Origin of the sequence: Duganella caerulea, from assembly GCF_040362985.1 — a bacterium.
GTDB classification, from domain to species: domain Bacteria; phylum Pseudomonadota; class Gammaproteobacteria; order Burkholderiales; family Burkholderiaceae_D; genus Rugamonas; species Rugamonas vulcania.
On record NZ_BPWJ01000015.1, the window covers coordinates 29,887 to 54,707 of the forward strand.

General features: G+C 61.0%; 20 protein-coding genes and 3 tRNA genes. 6 read left to right on the forward strand and 17 right to left on the reverse strand.

Annotated features, from left to right (window positions below):
- Positions 1-35: 35 nt before the first annotated feature.
- From ligD to ACUJB0_RS29325, 6 genes are all read right to left on the reverse strand, one after another.
- A complete protein-coding gene (gene ligD, locus ACUJB0_RS29300; protein ID WP_444848334.1) occupies positions 36-2,549 on the reverse strand; it encodes a DNA ligase D in 2,514 nt (837 codons plus the stop codon).
- A 71-nt stretch (positions 2,550-2,620) separates the two neighbouring features.
- Positions 2,621-2,881: a PAAR domain-containing protein gene (locus tag ACUJB0_RS29305; RefSeq protein ID WP_444848335.1), complete on the reverse strand. Its 261-nt coding sequence runs from the start codon at positions 2,879-2,881 to the stop codon at positions 2,621-2,623.
- A gap of 43 nt (positions 2,882-2,924) precedes the next feature.
- Positions 2,925-3,938: a T6SS immunity protein Tli4 family protein gene (locus ACUJB0_RS29310; protein WP_444848336.1), complete on the reverse strand. Its 1,014-nt coding sequence runs from the start codon at positions 3,936-3,938 to the stop codon at positions 2,925-2,927.
- 77 nt (positions 3,939-4,015) lie between these two features.
- The gene (locus tag ACUJB0_RS29315; RefSeq protein ID WP_444848337.1) at positions 4,016-5,374 is read right to left on the reverse strand and encodes a T6SS immunity protein Tli4 family protein; all 1,359 of its coding nucleotides are present in this window, start codon (positions 5,372-5,374) and stop codon (positions 4,016-4,018) included.
- Complete coding sequence (locus ACUJB0_RS29320; protein ID WP_444848338.1) at positions 5,308-7,152, reverse strand: esterase/lipase family protein; 1,845 nt, start codon at positions 7,150-7,152, stop codon at positions 5,308-5,310. Before ACUJB0_RS29320 ends, ACUJB0_RS29315 begins: the two co-directional genes overlap by 67 nt.
- A gap of 18 nt (positions 7,153-7,170) precedes the next feature.
- Positions 7,171-9,930 carry a type VI secretion system Vgr family protein gene (locus tag ACUJB0_RS29325; protein WP_444848339.1) on the reverse strand — a complete coding sequence of 920 codons (2,760 nt, stop codon included), beginning with the start codon at positions 9,928-9,930 and terminating at the stop codon, positions 7,171-7,173.
- 284 nt (positions 9,931-10,214) lie between these two features.
- Here ACUJB0_RS29325 and ACUJB0_RS29330 point away from each other — a divergent pair, with 284 nt between their 5' ends.
- Positions 10,215-10,574 carry a hypothetical protein gene (locus ACUJB0_RS29330; RefSeq protein WP_161092048.1) on the forward strand — a complete coding sequence of 120 codons (360 nt, stop codon included), beginning with the start codon at positions 10,215-10,217 and terminating at the stop codon, positions 10,572-10,574.
- Between the two features lie 103 nt (positions 10,575-10,677).
- Here ACUJB0_RS29330 and ACUJB0_RS29335 read toward each other — a convergent pair whose 3' ends face one another.
- From ACUJB0_RS29335 to ACUJB0_RS29355, 5 genes are all read right to left on the reverse strand, one after another.
- On the reverse strand, positions 10,678-12,171 hold the full coding sequence (locus ACUJB0_RS29335; protein ID WP_444848340.1) for an efflux transporter outer membrane subunit: 1,494 nt from the start codon (positions 12,169-12,171) through the stop codon (positions 10,678-10,680).
- Between the two features lies 1 nt (position 12,172).
- Complete coding sequence (locus tag ACUJB0_RS29340; protein WP_444848341.1) at positions 12,173-15,361, reverse strand: efflux RND transporter permease subunit; 3,189 nt, start codon at positions 15,359-15,361, stop codon at positions 12,173-12,175.
- A gap of 5 nt (positions 15,362-15,366) precedes the next feature.
- Complete coding sequence (locus tag ACUJB0_RS29345) at positions 15,367-16,611, reverse strand: efflux RND transporter periplasmic adaptor subunit (protein ID WP_444848342.1); 1,245 nt, start codon at positions 16,609-16,611, stop codon at positions 15,367-15,369.
- Positions 16,612-16,755: 144 nt separating this feature from the next.
- On the reverse strand, positions 16,756-17,622 hold the full coding sequence (locus ACUJB0_RS29350; RefSeq protein WP_444848343.1) for an alpha/beta hydrolase: 867 nt from the start codon (positions 17,620-17,622) through the stop codon (positions 16,756-16,758).
- Positions 17,619-17,831, reverse strand: coding sequence for a hypothetical protein (locus ACUJB0_RS29355; RefSeq protein ID WP_161092052.1), 213 nt, complete (start codon positions 17,829-17,831; stop codon positions 17,619-17,621). Before ACUJB0_RS29355 ends, ACUJB0_RS29350 begins: the two co-directional genes overlap by 4 nt.
- Positions 17,832-17,956: 125 nt before the next feature.
- Between ACUJB0_RS29355 and ACUJB0_RS29360 the strand changes: the two genes are divergently transcribed.
- Genes ACUJB0_RS29360 through ACUJB0_RS29370 form a run of 3 tightly spaced genes read left to right on the forward strand, consistent with a single transcriptional unit; the run spans position 17,957 to position 20,289 of the window.
- The gene (locus tag ACUJB0_RS29360; protein ID WP_444848344.1) at positions 17,957-18,913 is read left to right on the forward strand and encodes a LysR family transcriptional regulator; all 957 of its coding nucleotides are present in this window, start codon (positions 17,957-17,959) and stop codon (positions 18,911-18,913) included.
- Entirely contained in the window at positions 18,910-19,881 is a 972-nt protein-coding gene (locus tag ACUJB0_RS29365; RefSeq protein ID WP_444848345.1) for a D-2-hydroxyacid dehydrogenase, read from the forward strand. The genes ACUJB0_RS29360 and ACUJB0_RS29365 overlap by 4 nt, the downstream gene beginning before the upstream one ends.
- Positions 19,882-19,911: 30 nt before the next feature.
- Complete coding sequence (locus ACUJB0_RS29370) at positions 19,912-20,289, forward strand: DUF3592 domain-containing protein (protein WP_444848346.1); 378 nt, start codon at positions 19,912-19,914, stop codon at positions 20,287-20,289.
- Between the two features lie 31 nt (positions 20,290-20,320).
- On the opposite strand, the gene ACUJB0_RS29375 is transcribed toward ACUJB0_RS29370, so the two are convergent.
- A complete protein-coding gene (locus tag ACUJB0_RS29375; protein WP_444848347.1) occupies positions 20,321-21,199 on the reverse strand; it encodes a class I SAM-dependent methyltransferase in 879 nt (292 codons plus the stop codon).
- A complete protein-coding gene (locus tag ACUJB0_RS29380) occupies positions 21,196-22,344 on the reverse strand; it encodes an alpha-hydroxy acid oxidase (RefSeq protein ID WP_444848348.1) in 1,149 nt (382 codons plus the stop codon). Before ACUJB0_RS29380 ends, ACUJB0_RS29375 begins: the two co-directional genes overlap by 4 nt.
- A gap of 83 nt (positions 22,345-22,427) precedes the next feature.
- Here ACUJB0_RS29380 and trbK point away from each other — a divergent pair, with 83 nt between their 5' ends.
- Complete coding sequence (trbK, locus tag ACUJB0_RS29385; RefSeq protein WP_444848349.1) at positions 22,428-22,628, forward strand: entry exclusion lipoprotein TrbK; 201 nt, start codon at positions 22,428-22,430, stop codon at positions 22,626-22,628.
- Positions 22,629-22,677: 49 nt separating this feature from the next.
- Here trbK and ACUJB0_RS29390 read toward each other — a convergent pair.
- The 4 genes from ACUJB0_RS29390 to ACUJB0_RS29405 form a co-directional block, all read right to left on the reverse strand.
- Positions 22,678-22,754 (reverse strand) — tRNA-Arg (locus ACUJB0_RS29390).
- Between the two features lie 124 nt (positions 22,755-22,878).
- Positions 22,879-22,955, reverse strand: a tRNA-Arg gene (locus ACUJB0_RS29395).
- A gap of 137 nt (positions 22,956-23,092) precedes the next feature.
- A tRNA-Arg gene (locus ACUJB0_RS29400) sits at positions 23,093-23,169 on the reverse strand.
- A 190-nt stretch (positions 23,170-23,359) separates the two neighbouring features.
- Positions 23,360-23,560 carry a hypothetical protein gene (locus ACUJB0_RS29405; protein ID WP_444848350.1) on the reverse strand — a complete coding sequence of 67 codons (201 nt, stop codon included), beginning with the start codon at positions 23,558-23,560 and terminating at the stop codon, positions 23,360-23,362.
- A gap of 344 nt (positions 23,561-23,904) precedes the next feature.
- Between ACUJB0_RS29405 and ACUJB0_RS29410 the strand changes: the two genes are divergently transcribed.
- A complete protein-coding gene (locus ACUJB0_RS29410) occupies positions 23,905-24,732 on the forward strand; it encodes a response regulator (protein WP_444848351.1) in 828 nt (275 codons plus the stop codon).
- The last annotated feature ends 89 nt before the right edge of the window (positions 24,733-24,821 follow it).

Below are 24,821 nucleotides of genomic sequence, written 5' to 3' on the forward strand. Positions count from 1 at the left end.
TATTAAACAATAATTTAATTAAAGTCATGACAGAATCAGGCCTTGCCAGGCTTGAACCCCATGGCGCGCATCGCAGCCGCCAGCCCCTTGGCGGACTTCGCGTAATCGTCCCAGGGCGTGTTGCCCACATCGAGCCGCGTGTGCACGTTGGCGACCGTCCATTGGTCGGCGCCGTGCAGCCCGTCCAGCTCATCCCACGCCAGCGGCACCGAAATGCCCAGGCCCGGACGGCTGCGCGCCGACCATGCGGCGACCGTGGTGGCGCCCCGCCCGTTGCGCAGATAGTCGATGAAGATCTTGCCAACCCGGTTGCGCGGCCCGCTCTTCAATACGAAGCGCTCGGGCAGATGCTCCGCCATGTGGGCGACGATGGCTTGCGAGAAGTCCTTGACGTCGTCCCAACCGTAGCCCGGCTTGACCGGCACCACCACATGCAAGCCCTTGCCGCCGCTGGTTTTCAGGAAGGACGGCAGGCCAAGTTGATCGAGGAAGGCGTGCATCAACTGGGCCGCCTCCTGAATCTGCGTCCAGCTGACGCCTTTGCCGGGATCGAGGTCGAACACTATGCGGTTGGGCTTTTCGTAGCTGGAGGCGTTGGCGTTTTGCGTGTGCAGCTCCACAACGTTCCACTGCGCCGCCGACAGCAGGCCTTGTTCGCTCGAGACTTCCAGCATTGGCGGGTGATCCGGATCCAGCGCGGGGTCGAGCTGTTTAACGCCGGGCAGCTTGTTGGTCTCGGAATGCTTCTGGAAAAACAGTTCGCCGCCGACGCCGGCCGGCGCGCGCACCAGCGAAACGGGACGCCCCTTCAGATGCGGCAGTATCAATGCGCCCACCAGCGCGTAGTAGCGCACCAGCGTGATCTTGGTGGCGCCGCTTTCCTTATCGATCACGCGATCGGGATTGGTGACCTTGAGTGAGGCGGGCAGCTTGCCCTGCACTGTGCTTGCTGGCTGCATGTCTGTTTCCTCCTTCAGGTGGGCCGGCACTTCGCGCACGATGGCGTCGGCTTTTTTGTCCTTGCGCAGGCCTTTGAAGACGGCGTGGCGGATGGAGCCCGAATGCGTCCACTCGCCGAAGCTGACCTCCGCCACCAACGTGGGCTTGAGCCAGTGGGCCTTCTTCTCGATCTCGCGGCTGGGGGCGAACGGACTTTTATCGGTCGCCAGCTTGTCCATTTTAGCTCTGATGTCCTGCAGCGTACCGGCGTTGAAGCCGCTGCCGACGTTGCCGGCGTAGTGCAGCTTGCCGTCCTTGTCGTAAGTCCCCAGCAGCAGCGAGCCGAAACCGCTGCGCGAGCCTTGCGGATCGGTGTAGCCGCCGATGACGAATTCCTGGCGCTGGCCGCATTTGAGCTTGATCCAGCTGCCGCTGCGGCGCGCCGTGTAGATGCTGTCGCGCCGCTTGCCGATGATGCCTTCGAGGCCCATGCTGCAAGCGGCGGCGATCATCTCCTGCGGTCCTGCGCCCAGCGCGGCGCTGAGGCGGACGGTGTCCGACGGCTTTTTGTCGAGCAGCGCTTGCAGGATCGCGCGGCGCTGCTCCAGCGGCGTGTGGCGCAGGTCGCGACCATCGTGGAATGGGATGTCGAACACGAAGTAGACGATATCGGCCGGGTTGTTTTCATCGAAGGCGTTTTGCAGCAGGCCGAAGTCCGGACGGCCGTTTTCATCGTGGACGACGATCTCGCCGTCGTACCAGCCGTTGGGCAGCTTCATTTTGGCGATGGCCGCGTGCAGCGCTTGCAAGCGGTGCGTCCAGTCGTTGCCGTTGCGCGTGATCAGGCGTATGTCCTTGCCGTCGACGCGCGTGAGCAGGCGATAGCCGTCGAATTTGATTTCAAACATCCAGTCATCGGGCGACGATGGCGGGCCATCGACCAGCGTCGCCAGTTGCGGCGACAGCGTCTCCGGCAGGCCGGCGGCGGGCGCCTCCGACAACGCGGCTTTCGGCGCGGGGACTGCATGCGCCGCGCCGTGCCCGGGCTGGCTTTTACCGGCCGCCGGCAGCGCTTTGACGGAATCCGGCATTTCATCCACCACGCTAAACTCGGCCGCGGGCCGCGCGTAGTCGTCCTTCTCCTTGATCAGCAGCCAGGGCTCCTGCTTCTCGCCCTTGCCTTTCATGCGCACCAAGGCCCAACGGCCGTGCATCTTGTGGCCCGACAGCTCGAACTTCAGGTTCCCCTCCGCCAGCGCCTTGCGCGGATCACTCAAGGGCGTCCACACGCCGCGATCCCAGATAATCACCTTGCCCGCGCCGTACTGCTTAGGCGGTATGGTGCCTTCGAAATCGTTGTACGAAATCGGATGATCCTCGACATGCACGGCCATGCGCTTGTCGTGCGTATCGTAGCTGGGGCCTTTAGGTACGGCCCAACTGACCATCACGCCATCGAGCTCCAGCCGGAAATCGTAGTGCAGCCGGCTGGCCCAGTGTTTTTGAATGACGAAGGCGCGCGCCTCCCCCCCCTCCTCGCCTCCTTCGGCCGGTTCGGGCGTGATCGCGAAATTGCGCTTGGACTTGTAGAGATTGAGCTGATTTCCCATACCGCCAGCCTACCCCCGCACCGCAGCCGATTCCGTGCGGTGGCGTACCTCAATTCAACGTCAACGCGCTATCACCCACTGGAGAAATTGCCGACTGTCGATTGCAGCTGAGCGCCGCAACTGGTCAGGTGACCGGCGTATGCGACAGCGATGCCGTCGACGGTATGGTGCGGATCGCCTTCTACGATCGCGCCGACGCCATGAACAGGACAGCTGCATTGATCGCCAACACGGGCCACCGCGGTACCCTCAACGGTGAACCACGTAGCCGTCACGTTGACGACAGTTCCCCCATGGGACGTGGGATCGCCTAAGCGTATGACATTGGGCATAAATATGCTCCTCGGAAGAGTCGCCACGCAGCGCGTCGTTCGTTCATTTGGGCATTGTGGGGCGAAGACGGATGGAATTGACGATGGAGTCGTACAGCTTCATGGCCTGTTCGTCAGTCAAACTCGAACGGCGCGGCTTTCCGTCTAAAGGCCTGGCGGTTTCAAAATCAACACGGAGGCGTGGCGTGAATATACTTTTTATCGCACCAACGGCCTCCCACGTAAAGGACTGCTGCTTGATACCGTCCTCAGTTGGGATCACCTCAAGAATTTCCTCGCCCTTGAATCCGCGAACCTCATGTTTGCCGCGGCGCAGTGTCTTTACCATGGCCTTCTCCAACGGAGAATCTGGATGTTTGTCCAACCGTTGCAACAGAGAGTTGTCGCCAGCCTGGGGTACCGTCTGACTAAAAACGGAAACCCATACGTCGGGCCACTCCTTCAAGTTGAACTTTATTCTGGCCTCTTCAAAATGTTCTTCGACGCCATCGTTAGCAACAAAGCCGTCCTTGAAGCAAAAACCTGGCTCCGTTGGGACTTCGTCCTGCGCACGCGGCCGAAGATGCGCAATAAGGTCCGTTTCCAGTCCTTGAACCATTTCATTAATCGTCCGGTCGTTATAGGGGCCCTGTGCAAACGAAAACAAAATTCCATCGTCCCAGTGATACATCTCTACACGGAAGAGTTTTCTGCCAAATACGTTATCGCTGGAAATAAAGATTCTCGTGTTTAGGACAGCGGTGTTCTTCACGTCAAAAAATTGATAATTGTTTGGATTCTTTCCCTTTCGCGCATCCAGTTCGCGCGCTGCCATCTTCTTAGTGAATGCTTCAACTCCACCACTAAGCGACTCCGAACGAATTTCGCCATACATGATGGTAGCTTGTTGGCCTAGTTCCTTAATATGCACGCCTTCGGGCAAATCGATCAGGAAACGACCGAAACATAACGTCTTCGATTTACTCATCACAGATTCTTCGGCTTGGGCCGTGATCGTGCCAACGCTGGTGATGGCAGCGATACAGCAACTGACGAATCGCTGATCGAGTCTTATCATTCCGGTTTCTTTCCTTGTTTTCTGCTGTAAATCCTTGGCTGGAATTACCGTGCGAGCATCGGTCGCGGTGCATGAAATTAACTGCCGACTGACGGCTTGCCATCGTTGACAACATCGACGTCCGTATTGGGCAACGCCGCTACTGTTGGATCATTCGGCTCTCCTTGATCGTATCCTGTCAATTGCCATACCGTCGCCATGCTGTACGTCGGTCGTTCACCTTTAAATTTCTGCCACACGGTCGGCTCCCCTCTTATGATGGCACTGGGTAACTGCTCACCAGCCTTGAAATGCTGACGCCGCCCTCCAACTATGTTGCCGGGTTCGCTGCATTGCCACCAACCAGTTTCAGGACAAACATGACCCGTGGCGGCGAGTTCTCCCAACGGCGTTTTGGGCGGTTCAACCGCGCTAGTCCTAGGAACTGCCTTCGTCGGGCGAAGACGAATGGAATTAACGATGGTATCGTACAGCTTAATCGCTTGATCATCGGTCAGCGAAGGACGAGGACGAGGTCCATTTGGCGGCAACGTGGCAGTTTCGAATTCAACCGAAAGTAAAGGTGCAAAAATATTTTTTACCGCCCCAACTGCTTCCCACGTAAACAAATGCTGCTTAATTCCTTCTTCTGTCGGAAGCAAATCGAGCACTTCCTCGCCTTTAAACCCATTAACCTCGCGCTTCCTCTGACGAAAGGTCTTAATATTCGCCTTTTCCAGTGACGAATCGGGGTGTTGAGCAAGTCGCTGCAACAACGATAAATCCCCCGCCTTTGGCACCGTCTGGCTATAAACAGAAACCCATACGTCAGGCCATTCCTTGAAATTAATCTGCATTCTAGCCTCTTCAAAGTGCTCTTCGACGCCATCGTTAGCAACAAAGCCATCCTTGAAGCAAAAGCCTGGCTCCGACGGGATTTCGCCTTGCGCACGCGGTCGAAGATGTGCAATAAGGCTCGTCTCCAGTCCCTGAACTATTCTCCCAATTTTTTCCTCTTCATAAGGTCCTTGCGCCAAGGAATATAGAATCCCGCTATCCCAATGATACATTTCAAGTCGGAATAGCTTTTCCCCAAATACATCATCGCTAGAAATGAAGATTCTCGTATTGGGGACAGCTGTCTTTTTCACCTCTACAAATTGGTAATCTTTGGGATTTTTTCCCTTTCGCGCATCCAGTTCGCGCGCCGCCATCTTTTTAGTGAAGGCTTCAACTCCGCCACTTAGTGACTCTGAACGGATCTCACCATACATAATGGTGGCTTGTTGGCCTAGCTCCCTGATATGCGCACCTGCTGGCACATCGATCAGGAAACGACCGAAACACAATGTCGTCACGCTATTCATTGCAGGCTCCATGGCTTGGGCAGTTATTGTGCAACCGCCGGCGACGACGGCAAAGACGATGTTGAGGAATCGCTGGTTGAGTCGGAACATTCTGAATTTTCTCCTTCTTTTTTCTGCGGCAAATCCTTGGCAGGGGTTGCCATCTGAATTATTTTGCTAAGACAGAAAAGGACATTGTCCAGAACGTCGCGATTGCTGTAGCTGCCTTGATGATCGAAGCCCTTCATGCGAAAAACATGCGTGGCGCCATCCGCCTTTGCGATGACCGCTCCGGACGGATTAGGAACGGTGCCGTCGCCCGCATCGGCATTCTCGTCGCTCTTAGGGCGCGGTTTATTGACCAGTTCAAGTCGAATACTCTTGTCACCTGCGGCAAGTTCTGTCCGGCCTCCCAAGCTCCATGATTTGGCCGAAAGAGTCATCAGCGACGCGCGCATTTCGTCTGATAAACGATCACTGGTATTCCAATGCACACGACCAAACGCCACCTCTTTATGGTCGGAACCATAATGAGCGTAGGTATTGGAATGACAATACAACGCAAGCGTATCGTGAAATTTCATAGAACGTTTAAGATTTTCCTTATACACTTTAAATGGCGTCATTTCGCTCCCACTAGCTTTCACCAGTTCTGCCGGATCAATTAGCGTTTCATCGATCATTCCCCACCATACATCTTGAACTTTCTTGGAATAGATTTCGTCGTAAGGGTCGGCCAGTGGCAACGCAGGAGTGAGTTCGACTTGCTGGCCATTGGACTCTTGGGATACCGTGAGCCAACCAGGCGGATATTGCTTGGTTGGTAGTAGTTCCAACGCACCACAAGAATTGGCCATCACACAAGTAATGTCGGCGGCATCCCAACCTACAATTGTGGCGACGGCCGCGCCTGTGAAATTGAAGAAGCCCCCCACTTCCGTCCCGGCCCGAAAACGCCGATAGACCACCGGTGCACCACCAACCGGCTGCACCCCATGGACTACGCCAAGTATTTTGCTTGCGTCCTTCTGCGAGGCCCGCCTCGCGACAATGCCGCCCATCGAATGCGTAACGATGATGACTTTGTCTTGAGGAATGAAATAGCTAGTCTGTTTGTACCAAGCAAGCACTTCATCGATTTTCTTGAGAAGACGGTCGGCGGCCTGCTCGTTACTATCGAGCCAATTGTAGCCGCATGCCCATACCGGATAGTAGAAATCATCCAGTCTGGCGAACTCATCGTCGGTCAGAGCCTCGATACTTCCTTTGACCGCGTTCCAGACTTTGCGCACGTCAATCGGTTCGTTAGGCGGACATGGCGAGCCGTCCCCCTCGCACCGGACAAATGGAGCGTCCTTCTTCAGCGTTTGCGCGACCGTCCATACCGCCATCTTCTTGCTGCCCTCTTTACCGGGCTGCTCATACTGATCGTTGAGCGAGCGTTCCAGTTCGGCCAATACGCCACCGTAGCTTTCGAAATGTAGTTCCCCCCAGCCCCGGCGTTTAGCTTCCTTGTCGGTCAGATTAAAATTATTATTGGGCACCTGAACCTTTCCACCGGGATCAACTTCAGTTCGTGAAGCCGTCATCTGTAACTGCCTTTGCTTCGGCGTTTGATGACGTCTGCGCCTCACCTCACCTAGTCCCGCAGCGAGGCCATTCGGCGGCCCCCATGCGGATGGCTGCTTGGGATCAGCCTCCTTCGTCATGCGCAGGTTGGTCCCCATAATCCCCGGAACGAAAATTATCGGTATCACGTGCCGGGGCGGTATGACACCGTGCGCGCGCACGGCGAATCTCGTCGGGCTGCACACCGTGTCAAAAACCGGGTCGCCTTTATCGGTGAAGCCGAGCGGCACGCGCCGCGTGGCTTGCTTATGAAGGGCCATGTATCAGTTATCCTCGCATCAGGTTTTGATATGCACGCGCAGCGCCTTGATCACGTTGTCGGTCACGACCGCTTTGGTCGCGCCATCGGCGCCGGAATCTCCCGCATCGAGAACAGCACCTCCGGCGTCCCGCGCCTCGTACGGAATCTTCTCGCGCGCCTGCCCGCCGCGCCCGGAGAACGCCATGCGTTCGTCGGTCTGCAATGTGGAGTGCGGCATATCCGGCAGCACCGGATTGCCACCACCGCCAGCGACAAATTTAAAATCGGATGCCTCGACCTTCAATGCCCCGCTCGATGACGCCACGACCTGGCCTTTGCCGAAGACCCATTGCACCCCTTCGGACCGTATCACCACTTCCGGCGCTTCGATGAGAATCGACTTGAGCGAATAGACATGCAATTCCTTGGCCGCGCCAAGCGCGATGTCGCCGTCGTGTGCCTGCACGTCCACCTTGCCGCTGGCGGCGGTTATCTGCATGCCGTTTTTATGAGCGAACAGGCCGATTTCATCTTCCGATCGCACCAATATTTTGCCGCCCGCCGTCAATTGCGTATTGCCCGCGCTGAGAACATCGATATTGGTTTGCGCACAAAGCGCCACGTTGTCCTGGCTCGAAAGCGCAAGACCGGCCGGCGCGCTGACGGCGACGATGGGTTTGCGGCCAGCAGGGTCGGGCTTGCTACCTTCCGTATTGCTGCCCTTTTCCCACTGCCGGATATGCTCGATCAGCTGAGCCAGCGGGGCGCCATCGGCATTCCCGGCGAAATGCGTTCCGGCCAGCTCGGAAAGCGTTTTATGTATGCTTTGCAGCACATCATTCAGACCGATCATCTCGTCACGGTCCAACTGATTGTCCTTTGCACCCTGACGCGCGTCGGCCGAAATCAACACGCCTTGGGCCCCGCGCACCGACACCGCATTGTCAGTGCGCAGATCGGCACCCTCGCCTCGCGCACTGGCCCGGCCGTCGTTCCTCGGGTGGGTCAGATAGCCCAGATTGAGCTCGCTATGCCCGTGCTCGCTCGCCAGTTGCGCGCTGATCTGGCCGGGGCTGTCATCCAGCCGCAGCTGGTTATAGCGCAAGCCGGTTATTTCCTTGCTCTTGATGCCTGTGACGTAGAGATTGCCAGGTAAGGTTCCGGTATGGCTGAATGACGTCGGCGGCGTTTCAGCCCCATGGACCGCTCCGGTAACGACCGGCCGGTCTGGATCGCCGCCCAGGAACTGGACCACGACCTCGTCACCTGCCCGGTGCGAGACGCTCATCCCATAGTTGACGCTGGCCCAGGGCGTGGCCACGCGTACCCAGGCGGAATCGCGGTCGCTGCCCGAGGCACCCGCGCCATCCGCATGCGTATGGTCATCGACCCGGCAGCCGGGGAATCGAATTTTGACGCAACCGAGGTTGTTGGTTTGGGTTTCCAGTCCGGGCCCGCACACCACAATGGCGGTCATCGGGTGCATGGGCGGCAGATCGACGCGCGGGTCAAACGCAGGCACTATCGGCGTGCCGCGCCGCACGCAGGTGAAACGATTGGTATAGCGCGTGCCAGTTTCGGACGCGGGCCGTGCTAGCCGTGCGCCGATGCCGATGGCATCGTCCCAGCGGCTCGCCGCAAACAGGCGCCGGACCTTTTCGTCAAGATCCGCAGGCAGATTATTTTCCGCATCAACGTGCAACTCGGTGATAACAAAGTCGTGCTCCGACGCGGGAAGCTTATCGATGTCAGGATGGCCGGTCACGCTATTCCATTGGCCCACGCACAGGTCGCGGACATCGCCCTCGCCGTAAAAGCACTGGGCCTGATACTCATGGCGCTGCATGCGCAGCTTGCCCAGTGCGTAGTAGTCGTCATCGTCGTCGCCGGCATGCGGCGCATCGACCATGTAATCGTCCAGGCTGGCGGCGAACTGCTGGCCCGAGCTCCCCTGGTCAATGGCGCTGGCGATATCCGAATTCATCATGCGGGCCTGCTTATAGTCCCAGCTCTGCCGCGTTACAACGCCCGGCTTGAGCGTCTGTACGGCGCTCCATCCGGTGATGCAATCGCGCGCTTCGGTGCCACCGGAGCGATGATAGCGCACGCTTCCGGCCGCATTTTCGGCCAGGGTACTGGCGTCATCGAAGAGCACCAAAGTATGCTGCGGCGTGTCGCTATCCGTACCCTCATCCCCCGGTGGCTGGCCTGGCCGCACAAACCACGCAATGCCACGCCGCTTCCACAAGCGCCGCAGGAACGCGGCGTCCGATTCATTGGACTGCATGGTGAATTTGCGCGCCGGATAGCTGCCGCTCAGCGAAAACGATTCAACGTTGAAGGCACTCGCCAGCACCGCATTACTCTGGCGCCACTCACTAATCATGATGTTGGTTATTTCGACTTCGTTCAGGCCCAGGAAAACGCGCGTGCTGGTGCGCTTCTCCATGATGGTCAGCGCGTCGCGCACAACCAGCTGGTAAGTCGAGAATCCGCCATCGCAGGGGCCAGCGGCGGCGCTGTCGACGAAGCCGCAGACTGCGCGCAGCGCCCCTTGATCGGTAACGAATTGCACTTCGATAGGCAGGGCGATGAATTCCTCGATGGGTAAGCCGGCCCGCGTCGACACGCAAAAAAGGCGGTATTCCAGCCCACCGCACAAAGTTTCCGTACCGGTTACGCGCATGACGAGCAAGGCCTCGCCTAGCTCTGCTTGCTTGGACGGCAAGCGCAAGCGAATCGGGCGGAAGGCGTCCGACAGACTGCCGACGACACCCAGCAATTCATGGAGATTCATGATTTCTCACGAGAGGAAATTTGGTTTCGAGAACCTGGCATAGGTGCCGGACAGGGTTTCCGCACGACAAAGTTCAAAAGCTGGAGAAATTATACAGATAAATAGCAAAAAAATAATATTCCGCTTTTAATCGAACGGGGTGTCGGCGTGGTTGAGATGTAAGTAATCCGGAGGGCTTGTAAGCGAATGTAAAGCCCGTCAACGATGGCGCTCCGGGCGGCGTTTTTCGCTCAGTGACACGGGAATTGTCCCGGCTCTACATCAACCTGAATGAGGATTTCATCATGAACAAACTTATCGCTACCCTGATCGCCGGCCTGTTCGCTACCGCAGCTTTTGCACAGACCCCAGCAACCACGCCAACCGCTCCTGCAGCTCCCGCCGCCGTGAAAGCGGAAGCCAAGGAAGCCAAGACCGATGCCAAAGCCACCGCCAAGGAAACCAAGACCGCCGTGAAAGCCGAAGCGAAAACCGCCAAGGTCGAAGCCGATGCCAAGAAAGACGTAGCCGTCGCCAAGGCCGATGAGAAAGCCGAAAAGGCCGACGCTCACGCCAAGGCTCACAAGACCAAAGCCAAGGCTCACGCCAAGGCCGAGAAAGCCGAAGCAGCAGCCGCCGCACCGGCACCGGTCGTAACGAAGTAATCATGTCATTCGCGGTGGCCCCCAGCCCACCGCGGACATAAAAAAAAACCCCGCCAGCCTGAACGCGTTCAGTGCTGGCGGGGTTTTTCGTTGGCTGCTCAGCTTATCGCTGTGCGACTTTCTCCGGCGCGTTGGCGCCATCCCAGCCGCCGCCCAGCGCACGAATCAGCGCCACGGTGGTCACCGCGCGATTGCCGCGCAACTGCACCGCGCTGCGCTCCACCGATGCCAGGTTGCGCTGCGCGTCCAGCAGATCGAGGTAGCTCGAACGGCCAGCCGTGTACAGCTTCTGCGCCAGGTCGGCCGAACGGCGCGCCGACACCACCGCGTCTTCGATCTGCGCGGTCTGGCCAGCCAGGATGCGCAGGCCGGCCAGGTTGTCTTCCACTTCCGCGAAAGCCACCAGCACGCTCTGGCGATACGTTCCAACCGATTCCTCAAGCGCGGCTTGGCTGCGCGTGATATTGGCCTTGTTGCGGCCACCGTCGATCAACGGCATCGACATCAGCGCGCCCAGCACCCACGAACGGCTGCTCCACTTGAACACCTCGGCCACGGTGTTGCCCGAGGCGCCACCGGCGTTGGCGTTCAATACCAGCGCCGGGAACATCGCCGACTTGGCGACGCCGATGCGGGCGTTGGATGCTTCCATCGCGCGCTGTGCGGAAGCGATGTCGGGACGGCGCTCCAGCAGCGACGACGGCAGGCCCGCCGGTATCACCGGCAGCAGCGAGGTGTCGAGCAGCGGGCTGGCGCCGGCCGTGTAGCTGGCCGCCGGTTTGCCCAGCAGGACAGCCAGCGCATGCTCGGTCGTTACGCGCTGGCGTTGCAGGCCGATGGCCTCGGCACGCGACGTCGCCAGTTCGGTCTTGGCACGCGAGAGGTCGAACTCGCCGATGTCACCCAGGTCGAAGCGACGCTGGTTAACCTTGACGTTTTCCTCGCGGGTCTGCACCGTGCGGTTCAGCGTTTCCAGCTCGGCGTCGGTGGCGCGCAGACGGAAGTAAGTCTGCGCCACATCGGCCTGCACCGACAGCAGCACCGAACGATAGGTCGCTTCCACGGAAGCGGCGTCGTTGCGGGCGGCGCTGACGTTCGACGATACGCGGCCGAACAGATCGACCTCGTAGCTGGCCGTCAGGTTGGCGGTGAACGCGTTGCCCGGAGCGACCGGCGTACCGGCCGGCAGGCCAAGCGCCAAGTCGGACTGCCGCTGACGCTGCGCGCCGACGTTGACGCCGACCTGCGGAATGCGGTCCGCTTCGGCGATGCCGGCGATGGCGCGGGCCTGCTTGACGCGGGCCGCTGCCACTGCCAGGTTGGCGTTGGCGCGGGTGGCTTCCGCGATCAGCTCATTGAGGGCTGGATCGTTGAAGGCCAGCCACCACTCGCCGCGCGGCTGCGCTTCGGCGGCTTGCGCCTGTTTCCAGGTGCTGCCGTCGGCGGCGACCTTGACGGCCGCCGGAACCTGCGATTCCTTGAACGCGACCGGCACGTCCATCGCGGGCTGCTTGAATTCCGGCGCGGCGCATGCGGTCATCAGCAAGGCTGCCAATACAGGCGCCACACCTTTAGCGATCATATGCAGCTTGTTCATATTAATGGGTCCCTTCCAGTTTTACCGCAGCGACGTCGCCGGCCACGGCAGGTTTTTTCTTCTCCAGGCGTACCGCCAGCTTGCGCAGCAGGACGTAGAACACCGGCGTCAGGAACAGGCCGAAGAAGGTCACGCCCAGCATGCCGGCAAACACCGCCACACCCATCGCATGACGCATTTCCGAACCCGCACCGTGCGAGAACACCAGCGGCAGCACGCCCATGATGAATGCGATCGACGTCATCAGAATCGGACGCAGACGCAGACGGCAAGCTTCCAGCGCGGCTTCGACGATGGTACGGCCGTGGTGTTCCAATTCGCGTGCAAACTCCACGATCAGAATCGCGTTCTTCGAGGCCAATCCGACCAGCACGAACAAGGCAATCTGCGTAAAGACGTTGTTATCTCCGTGGGTCAGCTTCACACCAACCAGCGCGCAGAAGATCGACATCGGCACGATCAGGATCACCGCCAGCGGCAGGGTCCAGCTCTCGTATTGAGCGGCCAGCACCAGGAACACCAGCAGCACGCACAGCGGGAACACATACATCATCGTGTTACCGGACAGGATGTCCTGGTACACCAGTTCCGTCCATTCGTAGCCGATACCTTTCGGCAGAACCTCGTTGAGGATCTTGGTCATCTCGGCCTGCGCTTCGCCCGACGAGATGCCAGGAGCGGCGCCGCCATTGATCTCGGCAGCGACGTAGGCGTTGTAGCGCTGTACGCGGTCCGGGCCATAGCTGTCCTTCACACGCATCAGCGACGACAACGGAATCATCTCGCCCTTGTCGTTGCGGACCTTGAGCTGGGCGATGTCTTCAGCGTGCGAACGGAACTGCTGGTCAGCCTGGACGCGCACCTGGTAGGTACGGCCGAACTGATTGAAGTCGTTCACATACAGCGAACCCAGATTGATCTGCAAGGTCTGGTAGATCGTCTGCAGCGGCACGCCCAGTTGCTTGGCCTTGGAGCGGTCGATGTCGGCGAACAGCTGCGGCACGTTGATCTGGTAGCTCGAGAAGACGCCGGCCAGTTTCGGGTTCTGCCATGCCTTCATCTGCACCGCCTGGATCGCCTTGTACAGCGCGTCGTAACCCAGGTTGTCGCGGTCTTCGATCATCACCTTGAAACCACCGGTGGTACCGAGGCCATTGACTGGCGGCGGTGGCAGCACCATCACGAACGCACCTTCGATGGCGCCCATGCGCTTGTTGATTTCAGCGGCGATGGCTTCAGCCGATTCGCTCTTCTTGGTGCGCTCTTCGAACGGTTTCAGTGGGGTGAACACGATACCGGCGTTGGGCGCGTTGGTGAAGCCGTTGATCGACAGGCCAGGGAAAGCCACCGAATCAGCCACGCCAGGGATATCCTTGGCGATGTCCGACATCTTGCGGATCACGGCGTCGGTACGGTCCAGCGAGGCGGCGTCCGGCAGTTGGGCGAAGCCGATCAGGTACTGCTTGTCCTGTGCTGGAACGAAGCCCGGCGGCACGATCTTGAACATGAAGCCCGCTGCGACAGCCAGCACGGCGTACACCACCAGCGAACCGCCTTTGCGTTTCAGGACACCGGTCACGCCGGTTTCATAGTTGTGCGATGCGCGGCCGAAGACGCGGTTGAACCAGCCGAAGAAGCGGCCGAAGATCTTGTCCATCACGCGGGTCAGCGCATCTTTCGGTGCGTCGTGTGGACGCAGGAGCACGGCCGACAATGCAGGAGCCAGCGTCAGCGAGCTGAATGCAGAGATCACGGTCGAGATGGCGATGGTCAGCGCGAACTGCTTGTAGAACTGGCCGGACAGGCCCGATACGAAAGCGATCGGCACGAACACGGCACACAGCACCAGGGCGATAGCGATAATCGGACCACTCACCTCTTTCATCGCCTGGATGGTCGCGTCATGCGGCGACAGTCCGTTCTGGATGTTACGCTCGACGTTCTCCACCACCACGATCGCATCATCGACCACGATACCGATGGCCAGCACAAGGCCGAACAGCGACAAGGTGTTGATCGAGAAGCCAAAGCCCAGCATGACGGCGAAGGTACCCACCACCGACACGGGAACGGCCAGCAGCGGGATCACCGATGCGCGCCAGGTTTGCAGGAACACGATCACCACCAGTGCCACCAGAATGATCGCTTCGACCAGGGTGTGGATCACGGCGCGGATCGATTCGCGCACGAATTGGGTCGGGTCATATACAACGCTGTAAGTGACGCCTTCCGGGAAATCTTTCGACAGGCGGGCCATCGTCGCACGCACGTCGGCCGACAGCTGCAGCGCGTTGGCGTTCGGTGCTTCGAAAATAGGGATCGCCACAGCCGAATTGTTGTTCAGCAGCGAGCGCAGTGCGTAGGAGTTCGAACCCATCTCCATGCGGGCCACGTCCTTGAGCAGCGTTACCGCGCCGTCGCCGTTGGTCTTCAGGATGATGTTGCCGAATTCTTCTTCGCTTTGCAGGCGGCCTTGCGTGTTCACGGTCAGCTGGAAGTCAGCACCCTTGGTCGGGCCCTGGCCGATCACACCTGCGGCCACTTGCACGTTCTGCTCGCGGATCGCGGCGACGACGTCGCTGGCGGTCAGGCCACGCTGCGCCACCTTCTGCGGGTCCAGCCAGATACGCATCGCGTAATCGCCGGAACCGAACAGCTGCACCTCGCCCATGCCGGGCAGGCGGGCCAGTTGGTCCTTGATGTTCAGCACCGCATAGTTACGCAGATACAGGTCGTTGTAACGGCCGTTCGGCGATTGCAGGTGGACCACCATGGTCAGGTTGGGCGACGACTTCACGGTGGTCACACCGATCTGGCGCACCTCTTCCGGCAGGCGCGGAAGCGCACGCTGGACGCGGTTCTGCACCTGCGTTTCGGCCTGCTCGACGTTGGTGCCGATCTTGAAGGTGACGGTCAGCGCCAGCGCGCCGTCCGAGGTGTTTTGCGAGGACATGTACAGCATGTTCTCGACGCCGTTGATCTGTTCCTCAAGCGGCGCGGCCACGGTTTCGGCGATGATCTTCGGATTCGCACCCGGATACTGCGCACGCACCACCACCGATGGCGGCACCACGTCCGGATACTCCGAGATCGGCAGCTTGAAGATCGATATCAAGCCGGCGACGAAGATGATGATCGACAGTACAGCCGCAAAAATCGGCTTGTCGACGAAAAATCGAGAGATGTTCATATTTATTATTCCTTGGAAGTGGCGGTCTTCGCTTCGACAGCCGCTACTTTTTCATCTTTTTTAACTTCGGTTTTCGGCACGTTGGCGGCCAGCGGATCGACATCCATGGCGACCACGGTCGGCGTGATCGGCGCGCCGGGACGTACCCGCTGCAGGCCGTTGACGACGATCTTCTCGCCTGGTTTCAAGCCCTCGCGCACCACGCGCAGGCCGTCGATCGCAGGCCCGAGGACCACAGGGCGGTACTCGGCCTTGTTGTCCTTGTCGACCACGAACACGTACTTGCGGTTCTGGTCCGTGCTGATGGCGCGGTCGTTGATCATCAATGCCGTCTTGGCGCCGGTGGAGCCGGTCAGCTGCACGCGGGCGAACAGGCCGGGAACCAGCGCGCCGTCGGCGTTGCTGAAGGTGGCGCGCATGCGCACCGAACCGCTGCGTGGATCGAGCTGGTTGTCGACGAATTCCAGCTTGCCCTCGTGCGGGAAGCCGGTTTCGTTGGCCAGGCCGATCTTGACGGTGGCCGGCTTGCCCTGGTGGGCGGCGGCGCCAACGCGCAGATAGGTGTCTTCGTCGCCGTCGAAGGAAGCGTAGATGTGCTCCAGCGAGACCACCGAAGTCAGGATCGCCGAGGCGTCGACCAGGTTACCCAGCGTGATTTCAGCCTTCGACACGCGGCCGTTGATCGGCGACGTCACCTGGGTGTAGCTCAGGTTCAGCTTGGCCGCTTCGTACAGCGCTTGCGCGGCGCGGGCGTCGGCGTCCAGCTGTTTCAGGTTCGATGCCGTGGCGTCGTATTCGCGTTGGGCGATGGCTTTGTCGGCCAGCAGCTTCTCGGCGCGGACCAGTTCCACCTTGGCCAGTTCGGCCTTGGCGCGGGCCGAGCCGGCCGCGGCTTCGGCGCGGTTGGCTTCAGCCTGGAACGGACGTGGGTCGATGACGAACAGGACTTCGCCCTTCTTCACCTCGCTGCCCGGCTTGAAGTTGATGGCGGTGATGAAGCCACCCACGCGCGGACGGATCTGCACTTGCTCGATCGCTTCCAGGCGGCCCGAGAACTCCTGGGTCTCGGTGATGGTTTTCTCGACGACCACCGCGGCCGAAATCGGAGGACCGCCGGCTGCCGCCGGTGCTTCAGCTGTCTTGCCGGTTGCGTCATCGCAACCGGAGAGGCCGAAAGCGGCCAGTCCCGCCAGCGCCATAGCGGCGGCCAGCGGCCGGGCTACGACGGTGAGTTGTTTAATGGTTTTCATGTTCATTCCTTTTTGTATGAAAATTATTAATAGAAACGGCGGCACCGGTTGCCCTCAACGAATTGCGAGAAAACACGGCACTAGCGCCCCGCCGGCAAGCCAGTGGGGACGTGATTGCAGATACTGCTTAAAGGTTGGGGAACCCTATGAGGCTGGCGGCGTCTCGGACCGTTCCAGGCCGGCGATGAAACCGGCGATTTCTCCCAGCGCGTAACACTTGCACGCGCATTCGTTGCGCGCCCCTGCTTCATTCAGGGCCGCTGCTGGCATTCGGTTGACGGTGGTCTTGACTCCACAGGCGATCAACTTGGCGCCATATTGTTCCGCTTCGTCGCGCAGCGGGTCGTCTTCGGCCGACAGGATCAGTGCCGGCGGCAGGTTCTTCAAACGGCTCGACTGCAACGGCGAGGCGTACGGGTGGGTACGGTCGGCGGCGTTCGGCAGGTAACCGCGGTAGGCCGCCGCGCAGGCGTCGGCCACGTCCAGCAGTTCCGGCGCGTTCTGCATCTCGCGCATCGACCAGGTGCTCAGGCCCGGATCGAGCATCGGCATCACCAGGATCTGGCCGGCCAGCGCCGGGCCGCCACGGTCGCGCGACATCAGCGCGCACACCGCCGCCAGATTGGCGCCCGCCTCGATGCCGGCCACCACCAGGCGCTTGCCGGTCCAGCCCAGCTTGGCCTTGTGTTTCTTGGCCCAGTTCAGAACCGCGTGGGCATCCTCGACGGCGGCCGGGAACGGGTGCACCGTCGCCAGCGTGTACGCGGTGGCCAGCACCGTGCTCTCCTGGTTGTCGTCGGCCATGTGGCGCAGGAAGATGTCGGCATCGTCCAGGTCGCCGCTGTTGAAGCCGCCGGCGTGGAAGAACACGATCAGCGTGTCGCGCTTGGCGCCGGCCTCGCCGCTGGTGTACTGGCGGGCGGCCAACGGGCCTTCCGCGCCGCGCACTTCCAGGTTGCGGACTTTGATCAGGTCCGACAGCTGCGGCAATGGCTCGACGTTGGCGCTCATCGCTGCACCGTATCCGAGGCGCTGGACAACATGGCGGTGTCGGCGCAGGCGATGGCGGTGTCGCCGGCAGCGGCCTGGGTCAGGGCACGAACGCCGGTCGCCTCGGCCTTGGCCGCTTGCGAGTAGGCATCGGTATAGACCACGCTTGCCAGGGCGACCGAAGTCAGCGCCAGGGCGATCGTCGTAACAATTCCATTCCGATATTTCATGTTGAACCCCTTTCCTTCCGTGTACTTTCTTGGTGCAGTACAGCAATCTTAAACTTGATCTACAATCTGATAAATACTGCAATGTCGAATTGATTGTTCAGGATTCCGAACAATGGGATAGTAAGATGAATAAACTACAAGCAATGGAAGTGTTTGTGCAGGTGGTCGATGCCGGCGGCTTCACGCGCGCGGCCGACAATATGCAGCTGCCCAAGGCCACCGTCTCGACGCTGATCCAGGCGCTGGAGGCGACGCTGTCGGTCAAGCTGCTGCACCGGACCACGCGCCAGGTCAGCGTGACGGCCGACGGCGCCGCCTATTATGAGCGCTGCCTGCGCATCCTGTCCGACGTGCGCGAGGCCGAGGAATCGCTGTCGCGCACCCGGCTCAGCCCCAGCGGGCGGCTGCGGGTGGACGCGCCCACCGGCCTGGCCAGCGACGTGCTGATCCCCGCCCTGCCCGACTTCTTCACGCGCTACCCGGACATCCAGCTGGAACTGGGCTGCAGCGACCGCACCATCGACCTGATCGAGGAAGGCGTCGACTGCGCGGTGCGCGGCGGCGTGCTGGGCGATTCCAACCTGATCGCGCGGCGCGTGGGCATCCTGCAGTTCGTCACCTGTGCCACGCCGGATTATCTGAACCGCTACGGGCGGCCCGCGCATCCCGATGAGCTGATGCGCCACCGCTGCGTGAACTATTTTTCCTCGCGCACGGGCAAGCTGTTCGACTGGGACTTTTCGCGCGACGGCCACCGCATCCAGGTCGCGCTGCCCGGCCACATCGCCGTCAACGACACCAACGCCTACACGGCGGCCGGCCTGGCGGGACTGGGCATCGTGCAGATGCCGAACTTTATGATGGAGCCCATGCTCAAGGACGGCCGCTTCGAACAACTGCTGACCGACTGGAGCAGCGATCCGCTGCCGGTGCATGTGGTCTATCCACAGAACCGCCACCTGTCGGCCAAGGTGCGGGTGTTTGTCGAATGGGTCGCCGAACTGTTTTCCAACCATCCGGGCATGCGCCTGCCGAAGGCCCCGCCGCCGGCGCGCCCGGTTCCATTTGAGGTTGCACTATGACTGAAGCCCACCGCATCGTTTTCCTCGACCGCGACAGCGTGATCGCCACCATCCGCAAGCCTGCCTTCGCGCACGAGTGGAGCGAGTATCCGGCCACCAAGGCGGCCGACGCCGTCCAGCGTTTGCGCGGCGCGCGCGCCAGCATCGCCATCACCAACAAGGTGCCGTTGCGCGCGGCCGACCTGGAACAACTGCCGGAACTGAAGATGATCGCCGTGGCGGCCACCGGCACCGACATCATCGACCTGGCAGCGTGCCGCGAGCGCGGCATCGTCGTCTCCAACATCCGCAACTACGCGGTGCACACGCTGCCCGAACACACCTTCGCGCTGATGCTGGCGCTGCGCCGGCAACTGGTGGCCTACCGCGCCGACATCGAGGCTGGCCTGTGGCAGAAGTCGGAGCGATTCTGCCTGTTCGGCCATCCGATTTCGGACCTGGCGGGCAGCCGTCTTGGCCTGCTGGGATATGGGGCGCTGGGCAAATCGGTGGCGCGGATCGCGAAGGCGTTCGGCATGGAGGTGATCGTGCATACGCGCTCGCCGCTGCCCGACGCCGCCGGCGACGGCGTGCGCGAAGTGGGCTTCGACGAGCTGCTCGAGACTTCGGACATCCTCAGCCTGCACCTGCCGCTGAACGACAAGACGCGCAACATGATCAGCGCGAAGGAGCTGATACGCATGAAGCGCAGCGCGCTGCTGATCAACACCGCGCGCGGCGGCCTGGTGGACGAGACGGCGCTGGCCGACGCGCTGCGCAGCGGCGTGATCGCCGGCGCCGGCTTCGACGTGCTGGTGCAGGAACCGCCGCCGGCCGACAACGTGCTGCTCAACCTGCGGCTGCCGAACTTCATCCTGACGCCGCATTCAGCCTGGGCCAGCTCGCAGGCGATGCAGGTGTTGGCGGATCAGCTGATCGACAATATCGAGGCGTGGGCCGCGGGCACGCCAAAAAATGTGCTTGGCTAAGCGCGCGCAGCACGCCGCCGGATAGCTGACATGAAGCTGTTGGTCAGTCTTTTTCTGGTGCCGTTTGCGGGCCTGCTTGTATTTGCGCTGGCCCGCAAACTGGCCTTCCTGTGCGCGAGCCGGCGCGGCACCGCCGTCGTCACCGCCAGTATCTTGCACGAGACCGAGGATACCAACGGCGATGTGACCCGTTATTATCTGCTCGCGATCCGCTTCGAAGCGAATGGCCGCGGCTACGAGGCCGATGGGTTCCATGAAGGATTCGATCACCCGGTGGGTAGCGTGGTATCGATCCGCTACCGCAGGCGGGATCCGCAGGACGTGCACCTTGCCTACTGGAGCAGCTTGTGGGCGCTGGCAATCGCGACATCCATCGCGGTCTCGTTCGCGTGGTTCGCCGTGAGCTAGCGCGTGTCGATCAGGATTTCACTTCTTTGATTCATTTGACTTGAGCGCTCATCAGGCGGGTGCCGCCGCCGAGCCGCATGCCGTCGTTGCGGCTCGCCAGATAGCGCTCGCGCAGCTGGTCGGCGCCTTGGTCGGACACCGCGCCGTAGCCCATGGCGCGCAGCTCGCAGGCCAGCACCTCGGGGGCGAAGTAGGAAATCCACGGTTCGCCCTCGGCCTCGTACTTCTGCGCGAAGTAGGCCATGCCCATGCGCTCCATCGGGTTGAGCAGCTCGGGCACCACGCCGTAGTCGAACACGATGCCGCTGCCCGATGGCAGGCCGGCGACGAAGGCCAGCGTGTCGAAGACGGCGTCGGTGGTCAGGTACAGGGTCACGCCCAGCCAGGAGAAGAACACCGGCTGGTCCAGGCGGCAGCCGGCCGCCGTCAGGGCATCGGCCAGGTCGTCGCGTTCGAAATCGACCGGCACGTAGGTCAGCGACGGCGGCGCCGCGATGCCTGACTGCTCCAGCAGGCCGCGTTTCCAGCGCTGGGTGGCGGGATGATCGACCTCGAATACGCGCAAGTCGGGTACCGGATTGCGGTAGGCGTAGGTGTCGAGGCCCGCGCCCAACAGCACGAACTGGCGCACGCCGTCTTTCAACGCACGCGCCAGTTCATCCTCGGCGAAGCGGCTGCGTACGGCCATCGCGGCGCGCAGCACGCGCACCACGCCGCTGTCGAATTTCTGCGGCGCGGCGCGCACCACGGCCTCGTTCTCGGGACCGAGGATGGACAAGGTCAGCGGATCGTCGAACACCAGCGGCTTGTCGATCAGCTGGTGTGCGGCGCGCAGCATGGCCACCGCCAAGGCGCTGCGGCTGGCCACGCCCTGCTGCAACAAACCCTTGCCGGTGCTGGGCTGCTTCATGGGTAGCTGCCTGGCAGGAGGATGTTTTTATCGACCTTGGTGACGTCGCGCAGGCCGCAGAAGGCCATCGTCAGATCCAGCTCGTTGCGGATGATGTCCAGGCATTTGCTGACGCCCTGCTCACCCATCGCGCCCAGGCCATACAGGAATGGGCGGCCGATGTAGACGCCCTTGGCGCCCAGCGCCAGTGCCTTGATCACGTCCTGGCCGGAGCGCACGCCGCCGTCCATGTGCACTTCGATCCGCGAGCCGACCGCGTCGACGATGGCCGGCAGCGCGCCGATCGACGACTGCGCGCCGTCCAGCTGGCGGCCGCCGTGGTTGGAGACGATCAGCGCATCGGCGCCGCTCTCCACCGCCAGCCGCGCGTCCTCCGCGTCCATGATGCCCTTGATGATCAACTTGCCGCCCCAGCGCTGCTTGATCCACTCGACGTCCTTCCACGACAGGCTCAAGTCGAACTGCTGGCTGGTCCACGCCGACAGCGACGACATATCCGACACCGACGACGCGTGGCCGACGATGTTGCCGAAGCTGCGGCGCGGCGTACCGAGCATGCCGAGCACCCAGCGCGGCTTGGTGGCCATGTCGATGATGTTGGCGATGGTGAGCTTGGGCGGCGCCGACAGGCCGTTGCGCAAGTCCTTGTGGCGCTGGCCCAGCACCTGCAGGTCCAGCGTGAGCACCAGCGCCGAGCAGCGCGCGGCCTTGGCGCGGTCGATCAGGCGGTTGATGAATTCGCGGTCCTTCATCACGTACAGCTGGAACCAGAAAGGCTTGCTGGTGTTGGCGGCGATGTCTTCGATCGAGCAGATGCTCATGGTCGACAGCGTGAACGGCACGCCGAATTTTTCCGCGGCCTTGGCGGCGAGGATCTCGCCGTCGGCGTGCTGCATGCCGGTCAGGCCGGTCGGCGCCAACGCCACGGGCATCGCCACGTCCTGGCCGACCATGGTGCTCTTGAGCGTGCGGTTCTCCAGGTTGACAGCCACGCGCTGGCGGAATTTGATGCGCTGGAAATCCTCGACGTTGGCGCGGTAGGTCGATTCGGTCCACGAGCCGGCATCAGCATAATCGTAGAACATGCGCGGCACGCGCTTCTGGGCCAAGACACGCAGGTCTTCAACAGTGGTGATGATGGTCATGCACGCTCCTCCTGGATGATGATCGGACAATCATCGCACGAGGCCCGTGTATCATGGAAGCACTATCAAAAAGGGAACGATCTTTGAAATCCAAAACCAACGTCGCCATCACGCTGGCCGCCGCGGCGCTGCTGGGCATCTTCGGCTATCGCAGCCTGACGCGGCAGGTGCAGCCGGTCGCGGTCAACGCCGGGAACTGCACGCCGGAGCACATCCGCAGCGTCACCGACGCGATGGAGCGCTCCATCCTGTCGGCGCAATGCGCCAAGGCCGGCAAGCCATAAAGAAAAAGGGCCTGAAGATTACTCTTCAGGCCCTTCGTCTTACGAATTTTGGTGCGGCTGGCAGGAATCGAACCCACGACCCCTTGGTTCGTAGCCAAGTACTCTATCCAGCTGAGCTACAGCCGCGAAAGACAACATTATAGCAGGGGAAACTCAAATCAAGAAGCGCTGTATAGGATTTTTTTATACATGGCGGCACAAAGAAAAAAGGCCTGAAGATCACTCTTCAGGCCTTTCGTCTTACGAATTTTGGTGCGGCTGGCAGGAATCGAACCCACGACCCCTTGGTTCGTAGCCAAGTACTCTATCCAGCTGAGCTACAGCCGCGAAAAACAAGATTATAACAGCGTTTTCTTGTTTGGCGAAGCATTCCTTGAAGAAATTTTGCAATCTGTTTCAAGGGCTTACACTTATAGCAAAAGGGCCCGAAGATTGCTCTTCAGGCCCTTTCACTTACGAATTTTTGGTGCGGCTGGCAGGAATCGAACCCACGACCCCTTGGTTCGTAGCCAAGTACTCTATCCAGCTGAGCTACAGCCGCTTAAGCAACATTATAAAGCATTAATTTCGTTTTGCAAAGTTCGATTTTTTCTACCGTTTAGTTGGTCAGGCGTACGAAACACCGAATCAACTACTTTGCAAAATGCTTTGCTGCATCTCCTTCAACCGGCATGCCGTTCGAAAGAAGCAGCATTATAGGGACACTCCCCCGGCTTGTCCAGCACTCTCTGTCAGGTGCCGAATTCGGCCGCCGCCTTGGCCGACCACAGCGCCTCGTTGTACGACGCGTACGGTACGCCGTAGCAGTCGATCTCGCCGTTCTCGCCGACGAACTTGATCCACCAGCCGGCGGCGTCGGAGAGGATGGCGATGTCGCCGGGCCGGCAGTTGTCCGCGATCTGCTCGCTTTGTTCGAGCACAACAATATTCACTTTCCTGTGTTTCAACACCGTCGCCATCGCGCCCCCTGTTTGCGGCACTGCGCCGCGCAGGCCGCCAGTGTACAGGCAGCCCGCCCGGATGCGGAAAAAAACATGGCCATTTCACTCACAAAACCAGCATTTTCAAGGCTTGCAAGTGGCTTCATTCATGCCAGTGATCACGCTCATCATCAGAAAAAATTTGCATTCATTTGCGCAATGCAGCATCATTCACCTGTCTCCTCTATTCTCCTCCAAGGAAATAGATTTAGCCCGCTCCTGTAGCGGGCTTTTTTTTTAGTGTACGATGCGGTCAGCTTTGCCTTCCAAGACAAATTCAAACAGGTTGCCCCAGCATGACACCATCCTCCGCCGTCGCGCCGCCCTCCCCTGACTGGTCGCGCACCGCCCTCGGCGAACCGGCCGGCTGGCCGCTGCCGCTGCGCCTGACCGTGGACATCCTGCTCAACTCCCCCACCGCCATGCTGCTGATGTGGGGTCCCGAACAAATCATGGTCTACAACGACGCCTACGCCGCGCTGACCGGCCTGTCGAGCCTGCGCGCGCCGGGCGGCGGCGTGCCGTCCATCCAGCCGGCCGCGTGGAGCTGGAACGGCGCGGCGATCCGCCAGGCCTGGTCCGGCGACAGCACCAGCTACCGTGGCGTCAGCCTGCCGGTGTGGCGCAATAACGGCGTCGCCCAGCTGCCGTTGGATTTGTACTACACCCCGGTGCGCAACGAGACGGGCGGCGTGGCCGGCGTGCTGTGCACGCTGGCGCCGGCCCAGGCCGCGCCACCGGCCGAGACCGCCCGTCCGCTGCGCCTGCTGGTGGTCGAGGACAACGCCGACGCCCGCTACCTGGTCTGCGAAACCCTGCGCGCGCTGGGCCACGAGGTGCAGGCCGCCGCCACCGGCGAGGACGCCCTGCCCGAGCTGGCGCGCCAGCCCTTCGACGTGCTGTTCACCGACGTCAGCCTGCCCGGCATGTCCGGCGTCGAGCTGGCCCGCCTGGCGCGCAAGCAGACGCCGGCGCTGCAGCTGCTGTTCGCCTCCGGCTACGGCGACGCCCTGACCCGCCACCTGGAGTTCCCCGCCCAGTCGCTGCAAAAACCCTACGACATCGAGCAGCTGCAAGCCGCGCTGGACCAGATCGCCCAACGGCTGGCGGCCCGCCCGGCCTGAGCCGCCGCCAACCGTGCGTAGCCACGGCGGGAGATGGGCATACAATAAAGACACCGTAAAACGTCAAGCGCAAGTCTGACGAGCCTGAC

Coding starts and splice junctions, on each gene's coding strand:
- ACUJB0_RS29305 (WP_444848335.1), bottom strand. CDS start 2,881: ATGCCCAATGTCATACGCTTAGGCGATCCCACGTCCCATGGGGGAACT.
- ACUJB0_RS29325 (WP_444848339.1), bottom strand. CDS start 9,930: ATGAATCTCCATGAATTGCTGGGTGTCGTCGGCAGTCTGTCGGACGCC.
- ACUJB0_RS29330 (WP_161092048.1), top strand. CDS start 10,215: ATGAACAAACTTATCGCTACCCTGATCGCCGGCCTGTTCGCTACCGCA.
- ACUJB0_RS29375 (WP_444848347.1), bottom strand. CDS start 21,199: ATGAAGCAGCCCAGCACCGGCAAGGGTTTGTTGCAGCAGGGCGTGGCC.
- ACUJB0_RS29360 (WP_444848344.1), top strand. CDS start 17,957: ATGAATAAACTACAAGCAATGGAAGTGTTTGTGCAGGTGGTCGATGCC.
- ACUJB0_RS29310 (WP_444848336.1), bottom strand. CDS start 3,938: ATGATAAGACTCGATCAGCGATTCGTCAGTTGCTGTATCGCTGCCATC.
- ACUJB0_RS29410 (WP_444848351.1), top strand. CDS start 23,905: ATGACACCATCCTCCGCCGTCGCGCCGCCCTCCCCTGACTGGTCGCGC.
- ACUJB0_RS29355 (WP_161092052.1), bottom strand. CDS start 17,831: ATGAAATATCGGAATGGAATTGTTACGACGATCGCCCTGGCGCTGACT.
- ACUJB0_RS29320 (WP_444848338.1), bottom strand. CDS start 7,152: ATGGCCCTTCATAAGCAAGCCACGCGGCGCGTGCCGCTCGGCTTCACC.
- ACUJB0_RS29380 (WP_444848348.1), bottom strand. CDS start 22,344: ATGACCATCATCACCACTGTTGAAGACCTGCGTGTCTTGGCCCAGAAG.
- ACUJB0_RS29370 (WP_444848346.1), top strand. CDS start 19,912: ATGAAGCTGTTGGTCAGTCTTTTTCTGGTGCCGTTTGCGGGCCTGCTT.
- ACUJB0_RS29315 (WP_444848337.1), bottom strand. CDS start 5,374: ATGTTCCGACTCAACCAGCGATTCCTCAACATCGTCTTTGCCGTCGTC.
- ACUJB0_RS29335 (WP_444848340.1), bottom strand. CDS start 12,171: ATGAACAAGCTGCATATGATCGCTAAAGGTGTGGCGCCTGTATTGGCA.
- ACUJB0_RS29350 (WP_444848343.1), bottom strand. CDS start 17,622: ATGAGCGCCAACGTCGAGCCATTGCCGCAGCTGTCGGACCTGATCAAA.
- ligD (WP_444848334.1), bottom strand. CDS start 2,549: ATGGGAAATCAGCTCAATCTCTACAAGTCCAAGCGCAATTTCGCGATC.
- ACUJB0_RS29345 (WP_444848342.1), bottom strand. CDS start 16,611: ATGAAAACCATTAAACAACTCACCGTCGTAGCCCGGCCGCTGGCCGCC.
- ACUJB0_RS29365 (WP_444848345.1), top strand. CDS start 18,910: ATGACTGAAGCCCACCGCATCGTTTTCCTCGACCGCGACAGCGTGATC.
- ACUJB0_RS29340 (WP_444848341.1), bottom strand. CDS start 15,361: ATGAACATCTCTCGATTTTTCGTCGACAAGCCGATTTTTGCGGCTGTA.